Consider the following 17,533-nt stretch of genomic DNA (forward strand, 5'->3'; position numbering starts at 1 on the left):
TCATCCCCCTAATCCTTTTTATAGAATGGTGTTTCAAAGCCATCAGCTTCTAAAGGCAACCCCTCTGCCCAGCTGATAGGTCGGCCCATGATTTCTTCAATAATTGCAATCGTATCAACGTCAGATTCCATCACAGCTTCATCATGAATATGCATAACGATTGGATAGCCTTCTTTATCAAGTCGTAACATGGACATTGCTAAGCAGTCTCGAGCAATCGCTTGAACTGCATTTTCGGTTAATTTGCCTCCGTAAGTTGAGGTTTCACACCAAGCTTTCGATGTACCATCAACACCCCAAAAGACGATTTCTTGTTTACCTTCAAACTTCGGATGATCTTGTAATCTCGCTTTGTAATAGCAGAGTCTACGGCCACTTGGTAACTGCATCATGAGTGATCCATGAAGCATAAAGAATTTCATACCTTTATTAAACGAAATGACCTCTCCAGGATTCTCAATAGCTCTCATTGCAGCAGTTTCAATGTCCCACCACAATTTCTTAATTTTAGGGTTTGCCTTACGCCATGCATCAACCAGTGGTTTAAGCTCTGATTGTGCGATTCCCATATCAAGTGCACCCATCGAGATAAGGGCATTCTCTCCACCTTGATAGCCGAGTGCTAATTCTGCCACTTTACCTTTTTGGCGTAATGGTGAGCCTTTATCAATCGTTTCAATTGGCACTTTAAACATTTGTGCAGCTGATGCTTCATAAATCTTACCGTGAGTATTAAACACTTCTAAACGCCATTTCTCTCCTGCAAGCCAAGCAATTACCCTGGCTTCAATTGCACTAAAGTCACTAACTGCGAATGTTTTTTCCTTAACGGGAATGAATGCTGTTCGAATAAGTTGCGACAGTACAAAAGGTACTTGGTCATATAACATTTCCAGTGTTAATAAGTCAGAATTTTCAACTATTTCCCGAGCAATATTAATATCAGATATCTTGTTTTGTGGTAGATTTTGAACTTGTACCAATCTCCCGGCCCATCTGCCCGTACGAGAAGCACCGTAAAACTGAAGTAAACCTCTAACTCGACCATCCCCACAAACAGCAGCTTTCATAGTGACAAACTTGGCTGTACTTGTTTTGGACAACTCTTGCCTGATTTCAAGCATTGTTTTAATGTCACCATCAGTCTTTTGAATGTAAGTTTTCACAGTGTCTTTCGTAAGGTTAGGAAGCTCTAAACCTTGATCTTTGAACCATTCCATAAGCTGTTTAGGGCTGTTTGGATTCTCTAACCATGTGATTTTTTTGCCCAACTCCATCAACTTAGCTTTGTAGATTTCATCAATTGCGAGTGCTCCGTCAACCACTGACATATCCAGTAGTACGCCTCTGTCGTTAATTTCTTGATCTAAGTGATACAGTGCCATTTCAAACTTATCTGACTTACTCCCAAGGTTAAGGTATGGATCCACTGCATAACCTACTGCCTTTTCTGTTTCAACGTCTTGTCTGCAATACTCAACAAATGCATTCCACTTTTCCAAATCATCTTCAGGCATATTACGAGTGCGTTTGTCATTCTTGGTCGGCTTTCGTGGTTTACTGAAAAAGTTAATCAGAAGTGTACCTGCACTATCTTTTTGTTCATCTAACTCTAGTGCAAGAGCTGCACCTTTTAATGTTGCAGGCAATCCTGCTTTCATGGCATCAACCATTGTACAGCGCCATTGTTTAGGGTCTAGATAGTTACTTATTCTTGGCCCGCCAGGTAAGTCGATGTACTCTTTATTCAAATACATACTTAATGCAACACGTTCAAACTGTGCATTGAATGCTTTCTTTAACACTTTCGGATTTACTAATGCTTCAATGATTTCAGGTGGAATAAATTCACCATTTGCTAGCTCTACTGTTTTTGTTGGTTGCCCATCCACTGAATAAGCAAAGATGAGTATTTCAAAGTCAGGAGCTTCACAGTATTTGTAGACACCGACTTTTTTAAGGTCATAGCTTGAATAAGTTTCTATGTCGATATTAAGAGTGTTCATTCTGAATCACCTAGCAATTCAGGATTTTCGTAAATGTTGCCGATTATTTCTAAAGTGCTAGGAATGCACTCTCTTAGATCGTAAACCCAATCTTCTTGATAAGCAGTTAAAACAAATCCAGCTTCCAGCCAATCTACCGTCATTTTTGCTCTCGACTGCGTTGGATCTTCGCCAAAACAGATGATGTCACCCTCAAAAATTTCTTTGTCGTTTTTGTCCATTAACCCTGTGTATTCCAATAACTCATAACGTGGAGCATTAGCATACATCATTTTATGGCCGCCATGAACATTCCACACGTCTTTCTCGTCATGCGTGTACCCTTTTATTGTGATTGGTGCACCATCAAACCTATTGAATACTAGCTCATGTACAGGAAACATCTCTTTTAGTTTCTTGTCCCACGCTCTATATTTACTCTCTCGCATAATACCCCTCCTCTACAGCTTTCCAGAAGTCCTCTACTTCAGCCCACAGCTTGTACTCATATTTACATTTAATTTTTGCCGTATTCGTAAGTGTACGTTTATGGAATTTACGCTCGTACATTTGATTAATTGGTCTTGCAGAAATGTACAGCTTGTTTACACTAGTAATCACATATTCAGTGATAAAAGGTTTTGATTGCTCTAAACGATTTCGTACTGACACCCATACACGTTGACCAACATCAAATTTTTGTGCTGTCATTCTTTGCACCTTCTTTCTTTAAAATTAGCTTCTAAATGCTTTATAAATTGGTGCGAGCATAACCTTTAACTCTTCAGCCTCATGGTCGTATCTAAACTTAGTTTTTATCTGATACAGTTGCCCATCTAGTTCAGCAATATCACCTCTTTAGGTGCATGGTGCCTGTAAGTTATTTGATCCATTGGTATAACAGCTTTAATGTTTTGCTCCATATAAAATCATTCCTCCTTCCCTTCGTTACACCTAAAAACTTGTATTTATTCCTATTTAATAGGGGTTTTAGGTATAAAGAAAAGAAGGCCCAAAAATAGACCTTCCTTATGCAGTTTTAATTAGTCGAGTAAATCTCCATCTTCAGCAAAATCGTTGTCCACTTCATCAGCGAAGTCAGACTCAGCAGAAGCACCACCAGCTAAGCGTTCACCGTCACGTGTTTTGAGTAAGTTTTGTAATCCAGCAGCAATACCACGGTTCCCATTAGCATTGAATGGGTAGAAGTTAACGGACACTTTGCCGAAACAACCGCTGTAGAACTCATCCTCGTCAGTGATCTCAACCACTGCACCAGTTCCTTTTTTCACGATACCCGGCTTATTTTTGGATGTTGCATTGAAGAAGTAGTGTCCTGCATACGTTTCATCATCTGGACGTTCTTCATCACCATCTCGTAAAGGCGTTTTAAGGTTGCCTGGAATTTTACCGTTCCACTTCGCTTTACCTTCTTGCTTAGCAGCTTCGATTGCTTCATTGATTTTTTTGATTGTATCTGTATCAGTTTTAGGGATAAGGACAGCAACCGAATACTTTGGTTCGTTCCCTTCAATTGCTTTTGGTTCCCATACATTTGCATAACTCATACGAGCCTCGTTAGTAATTACTTTAGTTCCTTCACGTTTAGCCATTTTAAATTCCTCCAATGTTGGTTTTATTGTTTTTGTTCTATATGAGCCAACTGCCCACCGTCCACTTGTGAACTGCTCGATATGCCAATCTGCAATTTCACCCATCAGTTTGACCTCCTATTGTTTCTCACGTAAATCTAATTTGAATTTTTTATTTAAGAAAGGCTCAAGCAATGTGGCCTGTGCAGAATAAACATCAACTTCGATAACCGATATTAACTCATCATCGTTGTTGTTTGATATCAAGCTAAGTAAATCAAGAGCAGAATTTTTTGAATCAGCTAACTTTGTTGCATCGGATTCCGTAAATCCACTTACATCCTTTGTTGTAATTAAATAGCGTTTCATATTTCCACCACCTTTCAATTAGTTATCACTAATGCTTTTTCAGTTAATCGAATGGTACGAGTTTTCGATTTATCTAACTCGATATAACCTTTTTCAACTAATCCATTAATGTGTGATTGCACGGTTGATGTTGAAGCGAGGTGGACACCAATAGCAATTTCTCGAACTGTAGGCGCGTAAGTATGCTGTTGTTTAAAATCGTGAATAAATTGAATGATTTGTTTCTTACGATCACCTAAGCCTTTTACTGTTGTGTTCATACTGTCACCTCACTTTTTAATCAACCAACGGTTTCGTTTTTAATCAAGTAAATCTTCAGCAAAATCGCTAGCAGCAGATTCGGCTGACTGGATTGCAGGACGTTTATCATCTTCAGTCACAAGAACAGGTTTACCTGGTGGTTTGACGATAACCCCCTCTAATATTTCGGCAAATGCTTTTTTACCGACTTTCTTTTCAAGATTTGTAATACTTTCTAGCTTACGTGGTGCATACAAGTCATCTTCTGTTACGCCACCCTTTTCGAGTAGACGCTTCACAGCTTCAGGTTCATTAGTGATAGCTCGGTTGCTTCGTCCTTCTACAAGTTTAAATCCTTCATACGTTGTACCACTTAGTGCTTGATCTAGCGCATAAGCTTTGATATCCTTGCACCACTTTTCGATATCATCAACTACAAATAAGATTTCAGCTAGTTCTTTAGGTGTAAGTGTTGCTGGTTCAGGTGTGTTTACATCAATTGTGCCGTCATCTGCAAATTCTGCTTTAGCTGTTTCTAGCGCTTCATCAGCTCTCGCTCTACAAGTAGATTTGATTTTACAGAACCTGCAATGCTCACCTGAAACATAATCACCATCACCTGCATCAGCCATTTCAGCTTTCGGCTTTACTTCTTCATTGGCCCATTTATATAAATCCTTTGCTGACATCTCAAAAGTAGAGATGCTGTCTAGCCTTGGCTGTACAATTGTCATGTGCACTTCTTGAATGTCGTACAGTACATCATGAGCCGTAATAGCGCCTAATGCGTACAACTTCATTTGTGGATTTTCATAGGCATCAACTGCAACACCTTTACCGTACTTCAAGTCAATGATCTCAAGTACTCCGTCTCTCACTATAAGCACATCACCTGTACCAAAGCCATTAGGCACCCATTGACTGAAATCAAGTCGTTGCTCAATGAGCACAAGTGCATCTGGTGTTTCCAGTCGTGCAGCATTTACACGTTCCATTACGAAGTCCGTATAAACCTCAACCATTTCTTCCATTTCAGGGCCGTAATACTGCTTTTCCTTTTTGAACTTGTTGATGCGCCTAGTTGCTTGTGCCTTAGTGATAACCCCTAGTTCACGGTCTAGTATGATTTCGCTATACTCATGAGCTTGTGTCCCTTCTTCTGCAAATGGGCTTTCAGGCTCTTTGATGCCTTGGGCTTCAAGTTCTTGCATGAAGATTCCTTCTGCACGTGCCGAAGGTGTACATGCTAACCATCGTTTTGAACCGCTAGCGCTAAGTAGCGCATGCGCTCTTTCGCTATGGCCCGTCATTAAGCTTCACCTACTGCTTCTTTAATAGCAGCTAATAAATCCGGATACTTTGCTTCTGGCACATCAGATAACTTAGGTGCTTCAAAGGATGTAAGAATTGCTTTAAAATCTGCTTGGCGGCCATTCGATGTAAGTTTAGTAGCTTCTGCACGAACCATCTCAATCGTGATTCCGTGTTCTTCTGATTCAGATGTTTGCTCAGCATCTTCTTGAACTTCTTGAGCTTTTGTTTTACTCTCAGCTTCTTGCTTTGCTTGCTGTTTAGCCTTCTCTACAAGTGCAGCTTTATCAGCTTGAATTTTGTCGTATTCAGCTTTAGAAATTGGATCAAAGATATCTTTTTCAAGGAAAGTAATATCCTCACCTTTTTTCACTACAATAGCAGCTCCAGAACCTTCATGAACAAAGTATAAAGTTTTTTCTGCTACATCAGATACTTCCTCTTTTTCTTTTGAAGCTTTGGAATTAGTTAGTTTTACAGCATCTGTAACAGATAAGTTTTCAGATGGTGTACCAAGGGCTGAAAGAACAGCACCAAATAAACTAATTAATTGTGGATCTGCTTTAATAACATGAGTAACTTCGATTTTCATTTTTGTTTTCTCTCCTTTTGTGCTACAATAGCACTTATAATCATTGGTGTGATTTGTCGTTGCCGTTAACTGTTCCAGCAGTTAGCGGTTTTTTGCGTTCATGGACTTTTGCGCCTAGCACTTCAATGAAATAGTCTTCCATCGAATCAATGTGAACTGCTTTATCGTTTACCACGAGATAAGCATCTCCCTCTTTAATCTCTTTCCCAAACATGTCTTTTGGTGCTGTTGGACTCATCTAATCACCTACTTTCCGAAGATTAATTCAATATCAGATTTTTTTTGCTTTACGTGCTTTAAGCTTCAAATCCGTTTCGCTGTAAATAGCTGAGCGAATCATCTCACTAGTGAGACGTTGTTCCTCAACCAGTTCCGCAATACCTTGAGTACTCAAATCCTTTTGAGGAACTTCAAGTTCTTCGGCTAGTTCCTTTTTATTCAGAGTTGATTTTGTGACGTTCCCTACAGTAAGAACATAAGGTGTATTATTCTTGTAAGCTAGTACTTTACCATTCTTTTGAATGTGCTCAAATAGTTTGCCTACTAGCTTGTCTTGCTGATCTTTCAGATTGGCTCGTTGACGTTTGATGTCTTCAATTTGCTGGTATAAACCGTTCGCTTCAGACTGTTGAATGTGCGTGTTGATTTGTAAATCATTCATTAGCTTTTCCTCCTATTCAGTTTTATGGTGCAGGTATATCTTTAGGTTGTCCTGTATAGCGATGGACTAGCTTCCACTTCTCTGTTGTGCATTTTGAGATGAGCCAGTTATCACTATTTAGGTTCAACGACTGTAAATGCGAGCGCTGGGCAACTGTGAGACGTTTACCGTTTTTCACTTTTGATGTCCTTTTAATAGTTTGATAGCATCTTCAACTACTCGCTTTTGTTCTTCAGTTGAAAGTTCTGATAGAAGTTTTTCTAACTCAACCTGTGTGCGGATCTTACTCTCACTTACTGGTTCGTATTTGCGAAGTACGATGTTGTCTCCTTCTGTGAAGATTTCTAGCGAATCCTTCTCTTCGATGCCAAAATTACGACGAAGTTCCTTAGGAATAACTATTCTTCCTAACTCGTCTACTTTTCTTGTTATGCCTGTTGATTGCATTTTACTTCCTCCTCTGTGCTTTTATTGTGGCAAGGTATTTCTAGTCCATCCCCTTGCAAGCTATTGATAGCCCTGCGGTTTCTGTTACCGCTTTGATATGCCTAAATGAGTAAGAACACCAAAGCGATAACAGACTCTCGCACTCTAATTAAATGTTTAATAATTCCTAGTAGCATGACGGTAAGCTCGGTGTTTTGAACGTGTTTGCCTAAGCATCATGGCTACTGCATCTTCTTCTTTCCCACTCTCTATGAGATTACGCATCATATGAGTTACAAAACACACTTCCTTTGCAGTAAGCATTTTTGACATAAATAATGCATATTTTGACATAGCATCACCTTACCTTCTACCAATTTTAGTATTTTTTGTATTTTTATAAATAAAAATTATGAAATCGCTTGTATATACAGCCTAAAATCTGTTAGAATGTAAACAATTAGTTCAATGTTTATAGACAACAAGTTATCTTATTTTGACTATAAACTTTTACATTCACTTGATGCGCCAACATCAAGTAATTCATTTGTTTCTTTCCAAAGTTTTTCAACATCTTTTTTACCATCCCCCCACGATTGAATAATCTCAATTGCTGCGGAAGGATTAAGTTTTGATAACTGACTAATTTTTTTAGGTAGGTTAGAAATGATTGTTACAACTTCCATATCAATCGGTAACATGGTGGCTTTTGCCTCCTTTTATTTTACAGATGATGTAAACCGACGGTTTCAAATTTGATTAAAAAATATATTTAACCGTTGGTTTAAAAAGTGTTAAAAAATAAAAGTAACTATCACAGTACGATGAATAACTGCTTTTGGTTACATAAAATAAAGTAATAATTGAGTTAACTCGACTATATAGTATTCAGCTAATTAGGAAACTCCTAATTTATGTTTGGATGCTATATAATGTAAAACCTATATTATCAACCGACGGATTAAAAAGCAAGTCAAATCTATTAAATTTTTTAATAAATTTTTGAAAAGGAGTAATTTCAATGTCAAATATGGAAATACGTAAAACTATGAGCCCTATTCTCGGGTCTAAATTAAAACAGTTAAGGTCTGCAAAAGATTTAAAGCTAGTTGAAGTAGCTAATCGTTCTGGTTTAACTCCTCAAATTATTAGCCTTTATGAACGAGCATTGCGAATCCCCTCAACAGAAGCACTTTCTAAACTTGCAAAAGTTTATGATGTTGAAATTAAAGAATTAATTCAAATTCGAGAATTAACAGTAGTTGATACTGTTGAATTATTAGGCGATGATGCCCCACCTAGTTTGAAAAATGAAAGAAATATGATTGTGCATGCTAGAAGTTCATCAGTATCATTCCTAAGAGAAGATCAGGCAGATTATGTTTTAAAAGAATCTGACACACCTCAATGGGAAGTTGACGGTACTCCACTTAGCGAAGAAGAGCTAAAGGATGCACAAGATTACATTCGCTCAATCCGGATAATGCGCGAGATGAGAAAAGATAAATAAATACAGAACACTTGTTCTTGTTTTTATGTTACCATAGAGTTGAAATATTTGTAAAGCTATTTCGAACAGAATATTTCAAAATTGATATCTGAAGGGAAAGTTGATAATGAGTACCAATATTCGTGCCATTCTCTACTACAGGGTTTCAACTAAATTACAGGAAAAGAAATTCAGTTTAGCAGCGCAAGAAACCGAACTAGCTCGTTACGCAAAACAACAGGGCTGGGAAATTGTAGCTACATTTCAAGATACAGATTCAGGGGGTAAGCTTGATAAGGCTGGATTAAACGCATTGCTTGATTGCGTAGAAGAAGGTAAAGCAGATGTCGTTTTAGTTATAGATCAAGACCGCCTATCTCGTCTCGATACAATGAGTTGGGAATATCTGAAAGGCATTTTGCGTGAAAATAAAGTTAAAATTGCTGAACCAGGTATGATTACAGATCTCGCTAATGAAGATGACGAGTTTATTAGTGACATTAAAAACTTAATAGCAAAACGTGAAAAAAGAGCAATTGTCCGTAAAATGATGCGTGGTAAGCGTCAATACACTCGTGAAGGGAATGTATGGGGCGTTCAGCCAGAAGAGTACAATTATGATAAAGCCACAAAGGAACTATCGATTAACGAAGAACGTGCTTGGATTATCCCTTTTATAGACCATTTATATATAACTGAAAGAGCAAGTACAAGAGAAATTGCTCGACGTTTAAATAACAGAACTTCAACTTCAAAGGGGAAAAAGTGGACAGAGATTCAAGTACTTGTGAAATTAAAAAACCCTTGCTATCACGGAGTTTTGCAGAAGTCATTTAGTAATGGGGAAACTATTAGTGTGCCTGATGTTTACCCAAAGCTCCGAACACAAGAGGATTTTGAAACTATTCAAGAGATTATCGCAAGGAAACGTAATCGTAGACCCGCCTCTCCTCATATCCTAAGAGATATAGATATTAAATGTTCTTCTTGTGGTCATACTGTTTCCGTTCATAAGATAGACCATTATAGTGATGAAGACAACTATGTCCTTAAACACAGCTACGAGCCGACGAGAGAGCTTTGTAGTACTAAACCTTATATCAATACTAGAAGAATAGAAAAATCGTTTATAAAGGCTGTAAAGGATATTTTAAAGAGTGAAGATATTGCAAAACAATACATTGACCCTTCAAATTACGATAATAGTCAAATTAGCGAACTAGAACTTTCAATCAAGCATTACAAAAAGCAAACAGCTGACATACATCTAAAAAAAGATAGATTATTAGAGTTATATCTGAGTGGACGCTGGTCGATGGAAAAGTTGGATGAAGAAGGTGTAAAGCTAGATAAGGAGCTATCAGAAATTGAAAAGGCTCTTGAGCGTGACAAAAATAAAATTTCACTCCTTAAAGCAAACAAGTTGAATTATGATTCTGTAGTTAGCTTTTTAAGTGCAGTAGCAAATTTTGATACGTGGTTATCAACAGAAAGGCAGCAGCAATCAATTGGGATGCTGTTCCCTACCGCAATTCTTGATGTTGAAAATGAAATTTTGATTCTCAACGGCCTTTTACCACAAGGAGTGACACTACCAATCAATGTACCAATTCAAACTTCTGAGGAAATGATTCAAGAAGCAATATTAAGAAAAGCAAAAGAACGTTATGATGCTTGCCAAAAGTATATCAACGAAAATCCTGGCACCACGCTCAATAAACTTTCTGAAGTTATGCATTCAAACCATTCGACTCTCGAATCAGATCAATTAAGATTTGGGAAGTTTAAAAATTTAGCTTTAGCTAAGGGTAGTACGGCGTTGAGAGAGAAAAGACTAGAGATTCTCCGTTCTGCTATGAAAAAACATCCTGATGCATCAGGTCGTGAATTAGAAAAGCTAACGGGCATTAACCGAAAAATGATTTATAAACTAACAAAAGAAGAGGGCTTGGGGGTATAAACAAAATACACCCTTCTTCCCCCTCTTCTTTTTGTATGTTAGTTTAAAATATGCAGTAACTCCCTAACTTTTCGTTTCATGTTTACTAAAGAACTTTGAGGCCCTATGCATGATGGGCATCCTGATTCACAAGGACAGTTTGCGACATGATTCATTGTCTTGGTTAATAAGTCTTCCCATAGATCATAAACCTTGTCACTTAAGCCTATCCCGCCTGGATACTTGTCGTACACAAAAAACGTTGGCAGATCATTATGTGTAGCCTTTACCTGAGGCACTACCGCTACATCGCTTGAATCACATTGTATGAACAGCGGGATAAAAGCATTCATTGCATATGCAGCACCAGTCATCGCTTCTGTTAACTCTGCTTCGGACCATTGTAGTGTATTGCTAAAGGATAACCATGACGAGCTTGTATGCATTTCATCTGGTGGTAGATAGATTGGACCCGACCCAATATTATCATGTTTTTCGTTTAATCTTATTTTTTTAAAGATTGTAGCTTGTGCTACTAATCCTACATCACCAAAACTAATCGTTCCACCTTGATAGTTACGGCTTCGATCTTCCTCAAGTACTTTCATTTCCACAGCTAAATTAGCATCTGTGTAATAATCTACATCTACTTCACGCACAAAAGCTTTCTTCTCTTCCCAATCAAGTTTTTCTACTTGATATTGGATGCCCTGATGCAAATAAATAGCTTCCTCATGCAATAGTGTCATAGCGCTATGGCGATCCATTTCTCCAATTACTTTCGTGCGAGCAGGAATAGTCATATCGATGATAACAACATTTTCTTGTGATGCTGAACGAAGGCTAATATCATGTGCTGGGAAACGATCATTCATCCAATGCCACTTCTCACTCGTTTTAAAAACAACACCTTCTTCTGCTAAATAATCGAGTAATTCTTGTATTTCAAATTCTCCATATGAATCATTTGTTGTAAATGGTAACTCAAAGGCCGCACATTTTAAATGATCCATTAATATCAACATATTTTCTGGATAAATGCGTGCCTCCTCAGGGTCGCTTCCAAGTAAATAGAGTGGATGATCTACAACGTACTGATCTAATGCTGTCGATTGTGCTACATAAATAATGAGTGCTTCGTCTTGACGGCGCCCAGCACGTCCCGCTTGCTGCCATGCACTTGCAATATTTCCTGGGTAACCAGTCATAATACATGCCTGTAGTTGGCCAATATCTACGCCTAGCTCAAGCGCATTCGTACTTACTACCGTTTGAATTGTTCCATCACGAAGTCCACGTTCAATAACACGCCGCTCAGAGGGTAAATAGCCCCCTCGATAGCCACGCACAGACTCATCTTGTAATTTATTGCGAGTCAATTCTTTTAAATAAGTAACAATCATTTCAACACGCACTCGACTTTTTGCAAAAATAATCGTTTGAATTCCTGCTGTATAAAGTCTTTTGGCTAAATCACTTACCTCTAAAACCGCACTGCGACGAACGCCAAACGTTTTATGGATAATCGGTGGATTGTAAAAAAGAAAAGTTTTTTTGCCAACTGGCGCACCTGAATCAGCAATTAACGTTTGTGATTCGTTCGTTAAATTTTCCGCTAATTCCTTTGGATTTTTAATCGTGGCAGACGTACAAATAAAAACAGGTTTACTGCCATAAAATTCACAAATTCGTTTCAGTCTTCGAATAACATGTGCTACATGTGAACCAAATACACCTTTATATGTATGCAATTCATCAATAACGATATACTGCAAATTTTCAAAGAGTGACACCCATTTTGTATGGTGCGGTAAAATACCTGAATGTAACATATCTGGATTCGTCATGACAATATGTCCTGCTTTTCGAACCTTTTGTCGTATACCAGGAGCTGTATCCCCATCATACGTATAGCTTAAAATATCTTCTCCACTCTGTTCAATCAGTTCATTTAAATCATTTTTCTGATCTTGCGCTAACGCTTTTGTCGGAAATAAATAAATGGCACGTGCATTTCGATCTTCTAAAATCTTTTGTAATACGGGTAAATGATAGCAATATGATTTACCTGATGCAGTCGGTGTAACAGCCGTAAATGATTTGCGGCTTGTCGCCAAATCAAAAGCTTCGCGCTGATGTGTATATAATTGCTCGATGCCACGTGCATGTAATGCTTTAACAAGTGAAGGATGTAAATTTTGTGGAAAAGGAGCAAGCTTAGCATCTCGTCCATCTAATGTTTGCCAATGCATTATTCGCTCTTTTAGTTCCTCATCATATCGCCATTCATTTAATAGCGCACTAATCGTCCGTTTTTTCGATAACATCACTTTGCGCCTCCTTCACTATGCGATAAAAATTATTTAGCGTGTAGGAAGTGGAATGCGTTGCATCTAAAAAACGCTTTTTACTTGTTTCTTTATAAAAAGATTGCACAACAAATTGCTCCATCGATTCAACCGCTGAAGCAATTTGCCCTGCATGCATATATTTCGGTCTGTTTTTTTGTATCCAAGCATTCGCTTCTTGTTGCCACTCTTTCAATAGTTGATGAATCGTATCAACATGTGGCTTGACCTCTCCAAAAAAGTCTGGCGTACGATCCTCCTCACGCATTTGCCAAAAGCGTGCAACACATTTTTCGCATTCATCTATTAATATGGAAGTTTGCTGTATTAGTAACAATTTCGCACCTCATCTCGTATCAAATGTACCTTTAGCATAATCGTCGCTAGCATGCATACAACAATTAACAACGTATCAGAATGAAAATACATGCTAACATTCAGGACGCTATGTCGCTCTCTTATTAGCGCGACATTTTATTTCGTACAAGCCTGAACGTTTTTCTGTATAATTCCCACCGTCTGCTAAAGACTTTAAATGATGCATCAAATGAATCATTTTTATTTGTATGAGATTAGTGTACCAAAGTCTATCATTTTTCACTACTAATAGGCGAACAAGCATTCTTTACTTGCCAGTTCTTTTCTGCTAAGCTTACTTTCTGGCTAACAGATTTGAGCTGCATAAAAAATTGCAGGCTGTGTGCATTGCTTTCCAATGACACTCTCGTTAAAAGTAATTGATTGACTAGATCCAACTGTGCAACTAATTGTCCTAATTTGTTCAATACAACGCCCCCTTTTATCTTTATTTACAGTATTCCTCGCATGTATAAAATTACCTTCATGCGTGACAAAATAAGCGTAAGTTAGCTGAAAGAAGAAGAATTTCGATAAATTTTTAATAGTTGCCCTTAATGGCGACTTTAATGATATCGCTGTAAAAGAATGATTCCCAACGGTTCTAGGAAAAAAGTGGTGCACTAAATAGACAAATACAATGGCGAATGTAGTTATTTTATTGGCGAAATTTCTACTTTAAACAGCGAATCATGCAAATCTATCAGCCATCATAAACTATCTTGAGCGCAACGTTCTTCCTGTGGTGAAGTTATACTGAATCATGGTAAACTATTGTGTATAATAGCAGTATTATAGAAGGTGAGCTAAGTGACAATTCGTTATCCAAATGGGAAAGTCTACACCCCTGCTCCAGCTACTCACAAGGCTGAGAAAAAGGTGAAAACAAAGGATTTTTCCTATAGTAATCGAGGGAAGACGCTAGAGGATGAAATTAATGAAGCAAACGACTTTTATTTAGAAAGGCGACTTGCTATTATTCATAAGAAACCTGTTCCCGTACAAATCGTCAAAGTAGAGTATCCATCACGAAGTGCTGCTGTAATTCGTGAAGCTTATTTCCGAACGCCCTCTACAACTGACTACAATGGCGTTTGGGCTGGGCATTACATTGATTTTGATGCTAAGGAAACCGCATCTAAGACGAGCTTTCCATTAAAAAATATACACGAACATCAAATGAAACATATGCAGCAAGTGAAGGAACACAATGGTGTGGCATTCATTATCGTTCGTTTTTCAGCTTTTGAACGCTATTTTTTAGTGCCATACGAAGTTTTACAAAAGGCCTGGCAGGCAATGGACAATGGTGAACGAAAATCGATCCCTTTTGCAACGATAGAAAAGGAAGCTTACGAAATTCCAACAAGCTATTATCCCCGTATCGATTATTTACCCGTTCTACAGCAGTTCATTGAAGCAACAAGTCATGGCTCTGAAAGTGAGGAGATAAAAAAATGAGTGAACGTCGTCAAACACGCGGAGAGCATCAAAAGGCTCTCGCTCAAAAAAATAAAAAGAAAGCGCCGAAAGCATCTAAATCATCGGCCAAAACCTGGCTGAAGCGCATTGTCCTAACAATACTTATCATAGGAGTTGTTGGCTTAGTCGGCGGAGCAGGTGTTTTTGCTTATTATGCAAGCACAGCACCAGAGCTTAATGAAGATTTACTAAAGGATCCTGTTTCATCTGAGTTTTACGATAAAAACGGTGAAGTTTTCGCCACAATCGGCGCTGAAAACCGGAAATACGTAACATACGATGAAATTCCTGAAGATATGATTAACGCCATTCTCGCGACAGAAGACGTTCGCTTTTTCAAACATCATGGTATGGACTTTTACCGCCTTGGTGGTGCAATACTTGCAAACTTCCGTGATGGTTTCGGGGCACAAGGTGCTTCCACTTTAACGCAGCAAGTTGTCAAAAACTCATTTTTACAAAATGAGAAAAAATTAAAACGAAAAGCACAAGAAGCATGGCTTGCTTTCCAACTTGAACGTAAATATTCAAAAGAAGAAATTTTTGAAATGTACTTTAATAAAATGTTGATGTCTGGCCGTGTATATGGCTTTGGTACAGCCGCTCAATATTTCTATGGCAAAGAGTTAAAAGATTTATCACTGGATGAAGAAGCACTGCTAGCAGGCTTAGTACAACGTCCGAATGCTTACAATCCATTAAAAAATCCAGAGCTGGCAGAAAAACGCCGAAATACGGTTTTAGGCTTAATGTATCAGCATGGAAAAATTACAAAAGCTGAAATGGAAGAAGCGAAAAAAGTCGATGTGCAAGCAGGTCTTGCAGACGACGCTACACGCCAAACATTTGCTGGCTCTAAATACGATGCCTTCTTAGATATCGTTATTAATGAGCTTGAGGAAAATGGTGATGGTACTGCCATGGCAGAGGGCATTAAAGTTTACACTACACTTGATCCGAATGCTCAGCAAATTGTAGAAAACATCATGAATGATGACAGTAATTTCCCGACAGAAAAAATTGAATCAGGTGTTGCTGTTGTCGATACAAAAACAGGTCAAATTCAAGCAGTCGGCGGTGGACGAAACTATGGGAACCGCGGCTTTAACTATGCAGATGACTTAGTAATGAATCATCCGGGCTCAACAATGAAACCATTACTAGATTACGGTCCTGCAATTGAATATTTAAAATGGTCAACAGGTCAAACACTTGTCGATGATCCAATGAAATATACAGGTACGAATCAAACCATTACAAACTGGGATGGTAAATATTTTGGTACTATGACAGCACGTAAAGCTTTATATGCTTCTCGAAATGTGCCCGCTGTTAGAACATTTAAAGAAGTTGGTGCTGACAAAGCAAAAGAATTTATTGGCCGTTTAGGCATTAAAACAGAGAACGCTTATGAAGCGGATGCAATTGGTGGTGGTGCCATTACCTTGTCTCCTATTCAAATGGCAGCATCTTATGCAGCATTTGGGAATAATGGTGTTTACACTGACCCTTATTCGATTACCAAAATTGTTTATCGCGATGGCAAATCATCGAAAGACTATACACCAAAGTCAAATGTTGCGATGGAAGAATATACAGCATACATGGTAACTGATATGTTACGTGATGTTGTCAGCAATAAACCGGATGCATCTGGTACTGCAGCAAATGTTGCTGGATTAGATGTTGCTGGTAAAACTGGTACAACAAACTATTCAAACGACGAGTTTAACAAATATAATTTACCAAGTACAAGTGTGCCAGATTCTTGGTTTGCTGGTTACACTACCAATTATTCAATCGCAATTTGGAGTGGTTACGAAAAACGTTCTGACCCAATTACAACATGGGACGAACGTCGTTTACCTCAACATTTATTTAAAGATATAATGCGAGATCTTTCTGCGAACATTGAAACTGAACGTTTCAAAAAACCAAGCTCGGTTGTAGAAGCTACGATTGAAGTAGGCTCTAGTCCACTAAAATTAGCAAGTGACTATACACCAAGTGAATTACGTCAAACAGAGCTATTTGTTCGCGGTACAGAACCTACAGAAGTTTCTAATGAATACCAAGCTCCTGAACTTTCTACACCTTACAATGTAAGTGCAAGTTTAGATTTAGCAGGACAATCCATCAACATTAGCTGGGAGCATGATGCTATTCTTGACCCAGAAACGGATGAGCCAATGCCGACTACCTTTGAAGTATCCGCTACACGCGAAGGTGGAGAAACGGTTGTACTTGGAACAACTGAAAGTAAAGGTTTAACAGTTAGCAACACGTTAGAAGATGGTAATTACACGATTTCTATCGTTGCGATTGTGGATGAGACGCGCAGTGAACCAGGAACGACAACCTTCCAAATAACGAGCATGCCTGATGAGGATTTAGAAACTGAGGATCCAGATGAACCGGATATTGACCAACCAACAGATCCTGATCAAGGCAATAACGGTAACAATGGTGACAACGGCAACCACAATGGAAATCATAATGGCAATAACGGAAATGGCAACAATGGCAATAATGGGAATGGCGGTAACAACGGTAACAATAACGGTACCCAACCACCTGTTACGCCAACAGATCCTGTTGTGCCAGACGATGAAGATCCTGATGGTGAGTAAATAAAAAGCATACACTAAAATGAACAGGTGAAGAAAACAATGTTTTCTTCACCTGTTTTTTTCATAATAAAAAGGTTGTCCTTATATAGTCTAAAGGACAACCTCTTTATTA

20 protein-coding genes are annotated in these 17,533 nt (G+C 38.3%); 4 read left to right on the forward strand and 16 right to left on the reverse strand.

The features are described 5' to 3' along the window. Positions 1–8: 8 nt before the first annotated feature. The 13 genes from ACIQ1H_RS09340 to ACIQ1H_RS09400 form a co-directional block, all read right to left on the reverse strand. Positions 9–2,006, reverse strand: a complete 1,998-nt coding sequence (locus ACIQ1H_RS09340; RefSeq protein ID WP_402888293.1) for a DNA polymerase — start codon at positions 2,004–2,006, stop codon at positions 9–11. Next, a complete protein-coding gene (locus tag ACIQ1H_RS09345; protein WP_402888295.1) occupies positions 2,003–2,434 on the reverse strand; it encodes a YopX family protein in 432 nt (143 codons plus the stop codon). The genes ACIQ1H_RS09340 and ACIQ1H_RS09345 overlap by 4 nt, the downstream gene beginning before the upstream one ends. Continuing rightward, entirely contained in the window at positions 2,421–2,696 is a 276-nt protein-coding gene (locus ACIQ1H_RS09350; protein WP_402888297.1) for a beta barrel domain-containing protein, read from the reverse strand. Before ACIQ1H_RS09350 ends, ACIQ1H_RS09345 begins: the two co-directional genes overlap by 14 nt. A 332-nt stretch (positions 2,697–3,028) precedes the next feature. Then, the gene (locus tag ACIQ1H_RS09355) at positions 3,029–3,598 is read right to left on the reverse strand and encodes a DUF2815 family protein (RefSeq protein WP_402888583.1); all 570 of its coding nucleotides are present in this window, start codon (positions 3,596–3,598) and stop codon (positions 3,029–3,031) included. A gap of 117 nt (positions 3,599–3,715) precedes the next feature. After that, positions 3,716–3,946 carry a hypothetical protein gene (locus ACIQ1H_RS09360; RefSeq protein WP_402888299.1) on the reverse strand — a complete coding sequence of 77 codons (231 nt, stop codon included), beginning with the start codon at positions 3,944–3,946 and terminating at the stop codon, positions 3,716–3,718. Between the two features lie 14 nt (positions 3,947–3,960). Further along, positions 3,961–4,206, reverse strand: a complete 246-nt coding sequence (locus ACIQ1H_RS09365; RefSeq protein WP_402888301.1) for a LexA family protein — start codon at positions 4,204–4,206, stop codon at positions 3,961–3,963. 39 nt (positions 4,207–4,245) lie between these two features. After that, on the reverse strand, positions 4,246–5,496 hold the full coding sequence (locus ACIQ1H_RS09370) for a DUF2800 domain-containing protein (RefSeq protein ID WP_402888303.1): 1,251 nt from the start codon (positions 5,494–5,496) through the stop codon (positions 4,246–4,248). Then, positions 5,496–6,089 (reverse strand): hypothetical protein, encoded by a 594-nt coding sequence (locus ACIQ1H_RS09375; protein WP_402888305.1) that lies wholly within the window; start codon positions 6,087–6,089, stop codon positions 5,496–5,498. Before ACIQ1H_RS09375 ends, ACIQ1H_RS09370 begins: the two co-directional genes overlap by 1 nt. Positions 6,090–6,129: 40 nt before the next feature. Further along, positions 6,130–6,327 (reverse strand): YqaI family protein, encoded by a 198-nt coding sequence (locus ACIQ1H_RS09380; RefSeq protein ID WP_402888307.1) that lies wholly within the window; start codon positions 6,325–6,327, stop codon positions 6,130–6,132. Between the two features lie 33 nt (positions 6,328–6,360). Continuing rightward, positions 6,361–6,750 (reverse strand): hypothetical protein, encoded by a 390-nt coding sequence (locus ACIQ1H_RS09385; RefSeq protein WP_402888309.1) that lies wholly within the window; start codon positions 6,748–6,750, stop codon positions 6,361–6,363. Positions 6,751–6,772: 22 nt separating this feature from the next. Then, a complete protein-coding gene (locus ACIQ1H_RS09390; RefSeq protein WP_402888311.1) occupies positions 6,773–6,928 on the reverse strand; it encodes a DUF6906 family protein in 156 nt (51 codons plus the stop codon). Beyond that, positions 6,925–7,197, reverse strand: coding sequence for an AbrB/MazE/SpoVT family DNA-binding domain-containing protein (locus tag ACIQ1H_RS09395; RefSeq protein WP_402888313.1), 273 nt, complete (start codon positions 7,195–7,197; stop codon positions 6,925–6,927). The genes ACIQ1H_RS09390 and ACIQ1H_RS09395 overlap by 4 nt, the downstream gene beginning before the upstream one ends. Before the next feature lie 479 nt (positions 7,198–7,676). After that, positions 7,677–7,877 (reverse strand): hypothetical protein, encoded by a 201-nt coding sequence (locus ACIQ1H_RS09400; protein ID WP_402888315.1) that lies wholly within the window; start codon positions 7,875–7,877, stop codon positions 7,677–7,679. 320 nt (positions 7,878–8,197) lie between these two features. Between ACIQ1H_RS09400 and ACIQ1H_RS09405 the strand changes: the two genes are divergently transcribed. Both ACIQ1H_RS09405 and ACIQ1H_RS09410 read left to right on the forward strand, forming a co-directional pair. Further along, positions 8,198–8,686: a helix-turn-helix domain-containing protein gene (locus tag ACIQ1H_RS09405; RefSeq protein WP_402888317.1), complete on the forward strand. Its 489-nt coding sequence runs from the start codon at positions 8,198–8,200 to the stop codon at positions 8,684–8,686. Positions 8,687–8,792: 106 nt separating this feature from the next. Further along, positions 8,793–10,625: a recombinase family protein gene (locus ACIQ1H_RS09410; protein ID WP_402888318.1), complete on the forward strand. Its 1,833-nt coding sequence runs from the start codon at positions 8,793–8,795 to the stop codon at positions 10,623–10,625. A 38-nt stretch (positions 10,626–10,663) separates the two neighbouring features. Here ACIQ1H_RS09410 and ACIQ1H_RS09415 read toward each other — a convergent pair whose 3' ends face one another. The 3 genes from ACIQ1H_RS09415 to ACIQ1H_RS09425 form a co-directional block, all read right to left on the reverse strand. Next, entirely contained in the window at positions 10,664–12,931 is a 2,268-nt protein-coding gene (locus ACIQ1H_RS09415) for a DEAD/DEAH box helicase (RefSeq protein WP_402888320.1), read from the reverse strand. After that, entirely contained in the window at positions 12,906–13,289 is a 384-nt protein-coding gene (locus ACIQ1H_RS09420; protein WP_402888322.1) for a YppE family protein, read from the reverse strand. Before ACIQ1H_RS09420 ends, ACIQ1H_RS09415 begins: the two co-directional genes overlap by 26 nt. 253 nt (positions 13,290–13,542) lie before the next feature. Next, positions 13,543–13,737 carry an endonuclease gene (locus ACIQ1H_RS09425; protein WP_173478558.1) on the reverse strand — a complete coding sequence of 65 codons (195 nt, stop codon included), beginning with the start codon at positions 13,735–13,737 and terminating at the stop codon, positions 13,543–13,545. 382 nt (positions 13,738–14,119) lie between these two features. Between ACIQ1H_RS09425 and recU the strand changes: the two genes are divergently transcribed. Both recU and ACIQ1H_RS09435 read left to right on the forward strand, forming a co-directional pair. Beyond that, on the forward strand, positions 14,120–14,770 hold the full coding sequence (gene recU / locus ACIQ1H_RS09430; protein ID WP_402888324.1) for a Holliday junction resolvase RecU: 651 nt from the start codon (positions 14,120–14,122) through the stop codon (positions 14,768–14,770). After that, positions 14,767–17,421 carry a PBP1A family penicillin-binding protein gene (locus ACIQ1H_RS09435; protein ID WP_402888326.1) on the forward strand — a complete coding sequence of 885 codons (2,655 nt, stop codon included), beginning with the start codon at positions 14,767–14,769 and terminating at the stop codon, positions 17,419–17,421. Before recU ends, ACIQ1H_RS09435 begins: the two co-directional genes overlap by 4 nt. The last annotated feature ends 112 nt before the right edge of the window (positions 17,422–17,533 follow it).

This window comes from Lysinibacillus sp. NPDC097279 (genome assembly GCF_044761745.1).
Lineage (GTDB): Bacteria > Bacillota > Bacilli > Bacillales_A > Planococcaceae > Lysinibacillus.

What these genes read in the sequence shown, in the direction of transcription:
- ACIQ1H_RS09375 (WP_402888305.1), bottom strand. Translation starts at nt 6,089, where the DNA reads ATGAAAATCGAAGTTACTCATGTTATTAAAGCAGATCCACAATTAATT.
- ACIQ1H_RS09345 (WP_402888295.1), bottom strand. Translation starts at nt 2,434, where the DNA reads ATGCGAGAGAGTAAATATAGAGCGTGGGACAAGAAACTAAAAGAGATG.
- ACIQ1H_RS09410 (WP_402888318.1), top strand. Translation starts at nt 8,793, where the DNA reads ATGAGTACCAATATTCGTGCCATTCTCTACTACAGGGTTTCAACTAAA.
- ACIQ1H_RS09405 (WP_402888317.1), top strand. Translation starts at nt 8,198, where the DNA reads ATGTCAAATATGGAAATACGTAAAACTATGAGCCCTATTCTCGGGTCT.
- ACIQ1H_RS09380 (WP_402888307.1), bottom strand. Translation starts at nt 6,327, where the DNA reads ATGAGTCCAACAGCACCAAAAGACATGTTTGGGAAAGAGATTAAAGAG.
- ACIQ1H_RS09360 (WP_402888299.1), bottom strand. Translation starts at nt 3,946, where the DNA reads ATGAAACGCTATTTAATTACAACAAAGGATGTAAGTGGATTTACGGAA.
- ACIQ1H_RS09415 (WP_402888320.1), bottom strand. Translation starts at nt 12,931, where the DNA reads ATGTTATCGAAAAAACGGACGATTAGTGCGCTATTAAATGAATGGCGA.
- ACIQ1H_RS09365 (WP_402888301.1), bottom strand. Translation starts at nt 4,206, where the DNA reads ATGAACACAACAGTAAAAGGCTTAGGTGATCGTAAGAAACAAATCATT.
- ACIQ1H_RS09400 (WP_402888315.1), bottom strand. Translation starts at nt 7,877, where the DNA reads ATGTTACCGATTGATATGGAAGTTGTAACAATCATTTCTAACCTACCT.
- ACIQ1H_RS09370 (WP_402888303.1), bottom strand. Translation starts at nt 5,496, where the DNA reads ATGACGGGCCATAGCGAAAGAGCGCATGCGCTACTTAGCGCTAGCGGT.
- ACIQ1H_RS09355 (WP_402888583.1), bottom strand. Translation starts at nt 3,598, where the DNA reads ATGGCTAAACGTGAAGGAACTAAAGTAATTACTAACGAGGCTCGTATG.
- ACIQ1H_RS09395 (WP_402888313.1), bottom strand. Translation starts at nt 7,197, where the DNA reads ATGCAATCAACAGGCATAACAAGAAAAGTAGACGAGTTAGGAAGAATA.
- ACIQ1H_RS09340 (WP_402888293.1), bottom strand. Translation starts at nt 2,006, where the DNA reads ATGAACACTCTTAATATCGACATAGAAACTTATTCAAGCTATGACCTT.
- ACIQ1H_RS09435 (WP_402888326.1), top strand. Translation starts at nt 14,767, where the DNA reads ATGAGTGAACGTCGTCAAACACGCGGAGAGCATCAAAAGGCTCTCGCT.
- ACIQ1H_RS09385 (WP_402888309.1), bottom strand. Translation starts at nt 6,750, where the DNA reads ATGAATGATTTACAAATCAACACGCACATTCAACAGTCTGAAGCGAAC.
- ACIQ1H_RS09350 (WP_402888297.1), bottom strand. Translation starts at nt 2,696, where the DNA reads ATGACAGCACAAAAATTTGATGTTGGTCAACGTGTATGGGTGTCAGTA.